This window comes from Vibrio chemaguriensis (assembly GCF_012275705.1).
In the GTDB taxonomy this organism is placed as follows: Bacteria; Pseudomonadota; Gammaproteobacteria; order Enterobacterales; family Vibrionaceae; genus Vibrio; species Vibrio diabolicus.
Window position 1 is genome coordinate 1 of the sequence record NZ_SHOE01000049.1, and the last position, 8,040, is coordinate 8,040.

Here is an 8,040-nt window from a genome sequence, read left to right on the forward strand (position 1 = left end):
ATGTTCGAATTTACACTGTTATATTTGTTTATTTTTTTTTTTTTTTTTTTTTTTTGAGATGTGTATAAGAGACAGATCTTAAGTTTTGATTTTAAAGGTCTTTTGTTGTTTGATTCGTTTTTGTATAGAGTAATAAAAATATTTAGAACACTAATTATTTTGGGAGAGATGTGAACGATTCTTGGCAGCATTGAGAAAACAAAATGATAACAATTACACTGTGTATGTGAGAAAAAAGGTCAAGATAGTTCTGAGAACGCATATAATATTTTGAGTTCAATTTGACTTTTTATTCTTTATGTTTGGGTTTTTATTTTGTCTCTGACTAAAAGGCCTCTAATAAAGATTAGAGCAAACATAGAGACACTATGTTTTTTGAGTGAACTATATACGGTGGCAATATGTCGAAAACATATCAATTGATTGCTTGAGGTTTAGATGGGGTTTATTCGTAAATATAAACTGAGCATAGTTTTGTTTTTGAGTGGTGTGGCATGTTTAATTGCGTACCACGCTCAGGGCTCTTACGTAGATGAAAATGGCTTATTAGTAGAGTCATTTGGGTTTATCCCTTTGTTTTGGCTCTTTTTGGGGTTAGCCTTCGCCTCTTTTGTGGGCACTTTTTTCAAACACCGTAATCGTAATTAAAGAGCAAACGTGAAGTTTACTCCTCTATCTGAGGATGGGAGTATTGCTGATATTTTGGTAACTCTTTCCTTAGATTACTAAATGTTGCTCGTGCACTTTGTTTTGATAGTTTGTTGATTAGCCAGATTGGCAAAAGGCCTCCGGGGTCAGCAAACGCTTTGTAGTCAATGAGTGTCGTGCCATTAGTGAGCTTTTGTAATTCCCAAGTTGCAGCAACCGAACGAATGCGAACATAGCCCTTTTGTTCAGCAAGATATGAGTCTGGTGCGCTTTTGATTTTTATCGTGAACCCAAGCTCATCGACCCAATATTCAGAGTAGGTGAGCATATCACGATTTTTTGCAGGCCATGGCGCCGTAAATTGGGTATAAACGATGTTTTCGGTGGCTGATATTTGATTTAAAACCCGGCTATGACTGGCATTGTCAATCCAGTTCGGGATATTGTCACTATCTTCCAATAGCGTTAAAAATGCGCCATAGCTGGTGGGTGTGAACATCCGAGCACGAATCTCAACTAAACCGTCGGTATGCTCTCGAGAGTAGATAGTGATTCCGTTATCGTCACTATCAAATTGCCAGTACTCGTTGGCTTTCGCGGCGGTGCCTGCGGATATAAAAGTGGCGAGTAGTAGCGCGCCAATTCGTAAATGCAACATCATGTTAGTACCCGCCAACTTATCCTTAGTTAAAGCTTATACGATGTGTTCTTAATTATAAGGACAATAGTCAGTCTTTTCGTTACTGTTCTGAAGGTTGCTCTGCTCCAAAACCTCGTTGAATATTGGTGAGCGTTATTGCTGCAAACACCACAATAACGATTGATAGATGCCAGGCTTGGCTTAAACCAAGCTGTACCAATGTTAAGCTGACCAATGAGGATACGATCATTTGTCCACCTCCAGACATGGCTGCTGCAGCACCAGCCTGCTTTTTGTAGGGTTGCATTACCATGGCTTGCGCGCAAGGTAGGGCAATGCCGTTACCTAAGATCATTAATAGTTGCCCCAACATTAAATACAGCGGTTCTACCGGGCAGAAGAACAACCATATTGCAGCACTGAGATGCAAGAATGGACTACAAAGTAGCATTCTTTTGTTGCCGATAATTGGCCTTACTCGGTTACAAATCGTGGTGCCGCCTAACATACCTAAAGCGGGAATGAGTGCCCACATTGCGTATTGATCGGATGTCATGCCAATTTGGTCTTGCATGATAAATGGCATCACGGACACGGTCGTTATCATCAGGCTGAAGTTTAACCAACTGATGCTGGCAAAACTCATAAAGTAACGTGACGTCACCAAGTCTCGATACTGGAAAAGCATGTTGCGTGGTGACGGAATAACAGATCGTTTTGCAATGGTTTCTGTAAACTTAAAGGCGATGATTACCCAAGCGAGTGAGACATAACCTAGCAGTGAAATGAACACCATGCTCCAACCAAAATGGAAGTTGATAAAGCCGCCAATCACAGGCGCAATGAGTGGCGTGATCGAAGCTGCCATAGCGATATAAGACATGGCGACAGGGAGCTCATCGCCACTAAATCTATCTCGAGTCGATGCTCTCGCGAGTACCGCGCAGCACCCAGTTCCTAAGCCTTGTAGAAAACGCCCCATCACCATGCCTGTGAAGGTGTCACTGAGGAAAATGATCATTAATAGACCAGACATCGCGATGAGCAAACCCGTCAATAGTACTTTTTTTCGACCCAAAGCATCCGATACCGGACCGTAAATGAACTGAGAGGGACCAAAACCGAGTAAGTAAATACTCACAAGCAGTTGGGCTTGATCAAGGGAGATAGAAAAGTCTTTTGCGATCCATGGCAAAGAGGGCATAACAAGCCCCATGCTCAATTGGCCAACACTGATAATAAGACAGGCGAGTAAGATAGTGCGAAAGTTGATTGGGCGACTCATGATGGATCACCATCAGAATAACCTCTTTGCTTTCGTGTTCTGAGGCAGCCTTCATCATCCACTTCATTTAACTTAGATTTGACGCGTTTTACGGTAGATAGGCTGACATCACACTGCTCCGAAACACTCTTCAACGTATAGCCTTCTAACAGCAACGTTGCGATCTGTTGGTGTTTAGTTTTGTCTGCTGGGCGTCCGCGAAATTTCTGTTTCCACAAATCTGGTTGATCTTTAATGGCTTGCCGTCCTTGCTCTGCTGCAAACAGGCGATGTTCAGTCTGCACTTTTCCATATCCAGATAACACGGTGAGTAGCGTTTGAGTTTGAACAGAACCCGGTTCAAATGTGAGTGGTTCACAAACGGTTTTCAGTGTGACCCCTTTTGCTAGTAACACTTTGATTGTATTTAACGCCTGACTAAAATCGCGACCAAATGCCGTTAGCCACCAGAGCACAATCGTATCACCTGCTTTGACGATATTGAGTAGTTGTTGGAAAGCTTCTCGTTCTGTTGGCGGCATGCAACCACGAACCTTATCCTCAAAATGTAGGGCGTCAGGCACGAACGCTTTTAGGACACCGAGGTGATCTTGATAAGCTCGATTCTTTGGCGAGTAACGTGTGTAAAGATAAGTAGCCATATGGACTATACGCCTTTTAAGTTTGGTTCATATGCTGTAATGGCTCATAAATATACAGAGGTTCATTAATGCTTACAACACTAAATGGACCCGAAGTCGTTAACGGACTTCGGGTCTTTTACTATTAAAGTCGTGTATATAAGCTTTCAGGGCTATTGCTCTATGATTGCTCCAATTTCGGCTGGTAATGCAAAATTACCATCGAAGTAGGTGATAGCAAAACCTCGCCTTCAGCATGCCCTGGGTTAAGGTTACGTACGTTTGTGTCGCAGATCGTTACCCATTCTTGCTTTCGCTCATTGGGGAGCTTAAAGCGCGCTGTAGCGTTAGTTTGGTTGATGAGATAGACCAGCTCTTGTCCTTCTTTACCGATGCCAAGGTGAAGTGCGACAGAGCTTAAACGGTTCCAATCATCATGCTCCATTAAGCGACCGTCTGTTCGGCGCCAGAAAATACGGTTGTTATTGCGGTTTTCGCCACTGAAAGCTCGGATAAATGGCACCATGTATTGATTTCGGTTGGCGACCATTTGTGACATCCACGTTTTGAAATGTTGCTTACGCTCCGTTTCTCCCCAGTTAAGCCAACTGGTTTCGTTATCTTGGCAATAGGCATTATTGTTACCGCCTTGGGTGTGAGACAGCACGTCAGCAGTGAGGATGTGTGGGATTCCAAAAGCAAACAGCAAGCTGGCAATAAGGTTGCGTTTTTGCTTCTCACGCGTGGCGATGATCATCAGATTTTCTGTCTCGCCTTCGACACCGTAGTTTTCTGAGCGATTGTCACCGTGGCCGTCGCGATTTTCTTCGCCATTAGCTTCATTGTGTTTGTGCTTGTAAGACACTAAATCTTGCAGTGTGAAGCCATCGTGATACGTGATGTAATTCACCGTGAGTTTGTATGGCCAGTTCGCTGCACTATAAATGTCACGAGAGCCCATTAATCGAGTGGCAAACTCTTTTAAATAGCCTTGATCACCGCGCCAAAAACTGCGGGAAATATCACGCAGTTTGTCATTACACTCGTTCCAGCCAAATGGAAAGTTACCCACTTGGTAGCCATTTGGACCAATATCCCAAGGTTCGGCAATCAATTTGGTTTCACGCAAAATTGGGTCTTGCGCGACGGCTTTAAAGAAAGCTGCTTCTGGGGTGTAATCATCGCCCTGTCGACCTAACGTTGCAGCCAAGTCAAAACGGAAGCCATCGACTTTAAATTCGCTAACCCAGTAGCGCAATGTATCCATTACAAGGTTTAAAGCGGGTTGATAGGTGAGATCGACCGTGTTGCCACAACCAGTGTAATTTGCGAAGTGGTTGCCATGTTTGATGTAAAAACGGGAATCGAGCGCTTTCAGGTTGAAAATTGTAGGCCCTTCCCCCCCCTCTGCGGTGTGGTTGTAAACTACGTCGAGAATCACTTCGATGCCGTTTTTGTGCAGTTCTCGAATCGTTGTTTTGAGCTCTGTGACGGCGTCTTTTTCTGCATAGCGCGGATCAGGCACCATAAAGAGATAAGGGTTGTACCCCCAATAGTTGACCTTTTCCATCTCTAGTAGGTGAGGCTCATGCATACACGCAGCGACAGGTAGCAATTGCAGCGTGTTGATGTTTTGCTGTTCATAAAAGGCCAGCATTTTAGGTGATGCAAGACCTAAATAGCGCCCCTTCAGCTTGTCCTCAACTTCTGGGTGAAGTTGGGTAAGCCCTTTGACGTGTGTCTCAAACAACACCATCTCTTCTCTGGGTATACGCGGATGATCCGTATCTTGCCAGTCAAAATTATCTTCGATAACGATGCACTTCGGCATATCGAAACTTTTGGCTGGAGAGTAGGGAGGGTGGTAGTGGAGGGCTTTATCAATTGACTTTGCGTAAGGGTCAGAAATTAATAGTGGCTCTTCCTTGTGGGAGACAAGGTAACCGTATTTTTGCCCCGGCTTAATATCCGGAATAAAAGTATGACGTATGCCAGCGTATTCATTCGGTAAATCATGAAGCGCGTAACTGCCATCGTCTGCAAACAGGGCGAGTTTTATGTCTTTATTCCCTGGTGCGTGAATAGAGAAGTTACAACCTTCTTTATTTACAGTTGCACCCAAGGGGTAAGGGCGAGAGAGAAGTCGTGTCATCGGAGATACTTTATTTAATATTTATTGCTACCTTTAGGAAACTATAAGTTAAAAACTTTGTCTTACTAAGGTCAACCACCCTAAATATAAAAATATTCATGTAATTTAATTACTTTATGTGACGGCTTAGAGTCAAAAATATGAAATGGCTATCACTTTGTAGCGGCTCAAAACCGAATAAACTTACTAATTCCTCCCTAGATTGGTGATCTGACTCGAAAAAACACCATTCGGTAAATTTTCTACTCCCTTCTCATCCCCCCTAAATTAGTTTGGGGCGGAGGAAGTCATCCTTGTACGCCTCGGGTAATCTCATAACTGTTGAAACAAACGGGGATTCGTTCCCATCTTACCTCTCTTTCTTTAGGTGTGTTTTTACTGCCTATATTCACCTAAAAGAGTGAGCAGGGAAGACAGAATTATAAATACCCTTAATGGAGTTAAGAATGAAAAAAGTAAGTGCAATTGCTGCTGCTGTGGCTGCAACTTTAGCTGCTGGTTCTGCGTTCGCAGTGGATTTCCACGGTTACATGCGTGCTGGCGTTGGCGTGAACGCTGACGGTGGTCAACAATTAACATTCGAAAAGAACAAGATCGGTCGTCTAGGTAATGAAAGCGATATCTACGGCGAGATTCAACTAGGTAAAGAAGTTTACAACAACAACGGCAAAACGTTCTACGTAGACTCTATGGTTGCAATGACTTCTAATGGTTCAAACGACTGGGAAAGCACTTCTGCTAACTGTGGTTTGGATAACGGCGAAGTGAAATGTGTTGACGATGCACAATTCGCACTACGTCAATTCAACGTTCAAGCTAAAGGCCTACTAAACTTTGCTCCAGAAGCAACACTTTGGGCTGGTAAGCGCTACTACCAACGTCACGACATTCATATCTCTGACTTCTACTACTGGAACATCTCTGGCGCGGGCGCTGGTGTTGAAGGTATCGAAGCTGGTCCAGGTAAAGTTTCTTTCGCTTGGGTTCGTAACGACCGTGGCGATATCGCAGATCCAGGTAACGATGGCGGCGATACAAACGTTAACACTCTAGACGTACGTTATGCAGGTCTTCCTCTATGGGACAACGGTTCTCTAGAAATGGGCTTGAACTACGCAATCCTTAACGAAACTGACGCTGCGCCAAACGGCACTAAAGATGCGAAAAACGGCGTAATGTTCACAGCAGAATTGACTCAAGGTCTAGACGCTGGTTTCAACAAAACAGTGCTTCAGTACGGTACTGAAGGCTACTCAAAAACAATGGCATTCTACGGCGACGGTAGCTGGTACGGCGCAGAAGCTGATAACGGTGCATCTGGTTACCGCCTAATCAACTGGGGTGTAATCGGCATGGGTGACAGCTGGGAAATGGGTCACCAGTTAGTTTACGGTGTTGGTGAAGACATGTGGGCTGGCCAAGACAAGTGGGAAACAATGTCTGTTGTAGTTCGTCCAATGTACAAATGGGATGACAACCACAAAACTATCTTCGAAGCTGGTTACGCTATCGATGATAACGACGGCGACGAAAACAAATACGGTAAGCTAACTGTTGCTCAAGCATGGTCTGCTGGTTCTAGTTTCTGGGCTCGTCCTGAAATCCGTGTTTACGCTTCTTACCTAACGGCTGACAAAGAAGACAACTCTAACACATTTGACAACGGTCGTTCAGACGATACGTTCCAATTCGGTGTACAAGCTGAAGCTTGGTGGTAATCATCTAACCACTAAGTCCTAAATTGTCCTAGAATGATACAGCCAGAACTTATCTGGCTGTATTTATTTAAAAAACAATAAAGAGTCGAGGTAGACAGTAATGAAAAAATGGCTTGCTCCCGTACTGCTGGGCATGTTGGCTACTGGTTGTGCGTCCGTAGAACAAGTAGAGATGAGTCCAAAAGGTCAGCAACAAGTGATCACTCAATCGGGTGATATTCAATGGGTAACGGTTGATGTACCTGTGGTTACTGAATTCGCTTTGACTGATAAAAGCCAAATGCTGTTGGATGGTAACAGTGCTGGCGCTATTGCAGCGTTTGCTCTTCCGGGCAACCGTGGCAGTCTCGATATCAAATTAGAGACATTCGTAAGTAAAGAACTTCAATTTTATGCTCCTAATGTCGCAGTGATGAACTCGGCAGGAGAAACTATTTACCAAGCAGATTTCTCAAAGTTTAAGTACGAACCAGCAAAACTGTTGGACAATGATAAATTCGTACTTGATCTCAATGTGATTCCAGACATGACAGGTAACGATCTGCATGTATTGGTGTACACGACTTCCGCTGATCTAAAAGGCAGTACGCAAGTTCTGCATCCTGCAAAAGCCTTCGCCATGGCGCGCCACACTCAGCCGCCAGATATTGCAGACCCTTTAGCGAAACACAGCCCACTGGGTCAGTTCCGTTTGTCGGTATCCGCAAATGATATCGTGAATACCAAGATTGTTGCGAAAAACGACAACATTCCTCAAGGTACGGATCTCACTAGCTACTACCACAGCTCAATTGAAGCGGCAGTGGCAGCGAACGATATTCCGAAAGCACTCACCTTGCTCGATGAAGCAAAAGAGCTGGGTATTGAAGGTGCGCAACAAGTGTTTGTGAAAGCCGTAAATAAAAAATAATTGAATATAAAAGGCCAGCAAAATGCTGGCCTTTTTTCATAGAATATCTGTCTCTTATACACATCTA

At 43.9% G+C, this 8,040-nt stretch carries 7 protein-coding genes; 3 read left to right on the plus strand and 4 right to left on the minus strand.

The features are described 5' to 3' along the window. Positions 1 to 438 precede the first annotated feature (438 nt). Entirely contained in the window at positions 439 to 648 is a 210-nt protein-coding gene (locus tag EX191_RS22525; protein ID WP_006740828.1) for a DUF3955 domain-containing protein, read from the plus strand. A gap of 16 nt (positions 649 to 664) precedes the next feature. Here EX191_RS22525 and EX191_RS22530 read toward each other — a convergent pair whose 3' ends face one another. From EX191_RS22530 to glgX, 4 genes are all read right to left on the minus strand, one after another. Continuing rightward, complete coding sequence (locus tag EX191_RS22530) at positions 665 to 1,309, minus strand: START domain-containing protein (protein ID WP_193448538.1); 645 nt, start codon at positions 1,307 to 1,309, stop codon at positions 665 to 667. 79 nt (positions 1,310 to 1,388) lie between these two features. Continuing rightward, positions 1,389 to 2,573 (minus strand): multidrug effflux MFS transporter, encoded by a 1,185-nt coding sequence (locus tag EX191_RS22535; RefSeq protein ID WP_085342485.1) that lies wholly within the window; start codon positions 2,571 to 2,573, stop codon positions 1,389 to 1,391. Further along, positions 2,570 to 3,214 (minus strand): recombinase family protein, encoded by a 645-nt coding sequence (locus EX191_RS22540; protein WP_193448539.1) that lies wholly within the window; start codon positions 3,212 to 3,214, stop codon positions 2,570 to 2,572. The genes EX191_RS22535 and EX191_RS22540 overlap by 4 nt, the downstream gene beginning before the upstream one ends. A 160-nt stretch (positions 3,215 to 3,374) precedes the next feature. Continuing rightward, positions 3,375 to 5,345, minus strand: coding sequence for a glycogen debranching protein GlgX (glgX, locus tag EX191_RS22545; RefSeq protein ID WP_193448540.1), 1,971 nt, complete (start codon positions 5,343 to 5,345; stop codon positions 3,375 to 3,377). 446 nt (positions 5,346 to 5,791) lie between these two features. On the opposite strand from glgX, the gene EX191_RS22550 reads away from it, so the two are divergent. Beyond that, positions 5,792 to 7,063, plus strand: a complete 1,272-nt coding sequence (locus EX191_RS22550; RefSeq protein ID WP_006740823.1) for a maltoporin — start codon at positions 5,792 to 5,794, stop codon at positions 7,061 to 7,063. Between the two features lie 100 nt (positions 7,064 to 7,163). After that, complete coding sequence (locus EX191_RS22555) at positions 7,164 to 7,973, plus strand: MalM family protein (protein ID WP_005398230.1); 810 nt, start codon at positions 7,164 to 7,166, stop codon at positions 7,971 to 7,973. The last annotated feature ends 67 nt before the right edge of the window (positions 7,974 to 8,040 follow it).

What these genes read in the sequence shown, in the direction of transcription:
- EX191_RS22540 (WP_193448539.1), bottom strand. Translation starts at nt 3,214, where the DNA reads ATGGCTACTTATCTTTACACACGTTACTCGCCAAAGAATCGAGCTTAT.
- EX191_RS22530 (WP_193448538.1), bottom strand. Translation starts at nt 1,309, where the DNA reads ATGATGTTGCATTTACGAATTGGCGCGCTACTACTCGCCACTTTTATA.
- EX191_RS22525 (WP_006740828.1), top strand. Translation starts at nt 439, where the DNA reads ATGGGGTTTATTCGTAAATATAAACTGAGCATAGTTTTGTTTTTGAGT.
- EX191_RS22535 (WP_085342485.1), bottom strand. Translation starts at nt 2,573, where the DNA reads ATGAGTCGCCCAATCAACTTTCGCACTATCTTACTCGCCTGTCTTATT.
- glgX (WP_193448540.1), bottom strand. Translation starts at nt 5,345, where the DNA reads ATGACACGACTTCTCTCTCGCCCTTACCCCTTGGGTGCAACTGTAAAT.
- EX191_RS22550 (WP_006740823.1), top strand. Translation starts at nt 5,792, where the DNA reads ATGAAAAAAGTAAGTGCAATTGCTGCTGCTGTGGCTGCAACTTTAGCT.
- EX191_RS22555 (WP_005398230.1), top strand. Translation starts at nt 7,164, where the DNA reads ATGAAAAAATGGCTTGCTCCCGTACTGCTGGGCATGTTGGCTACTGGT.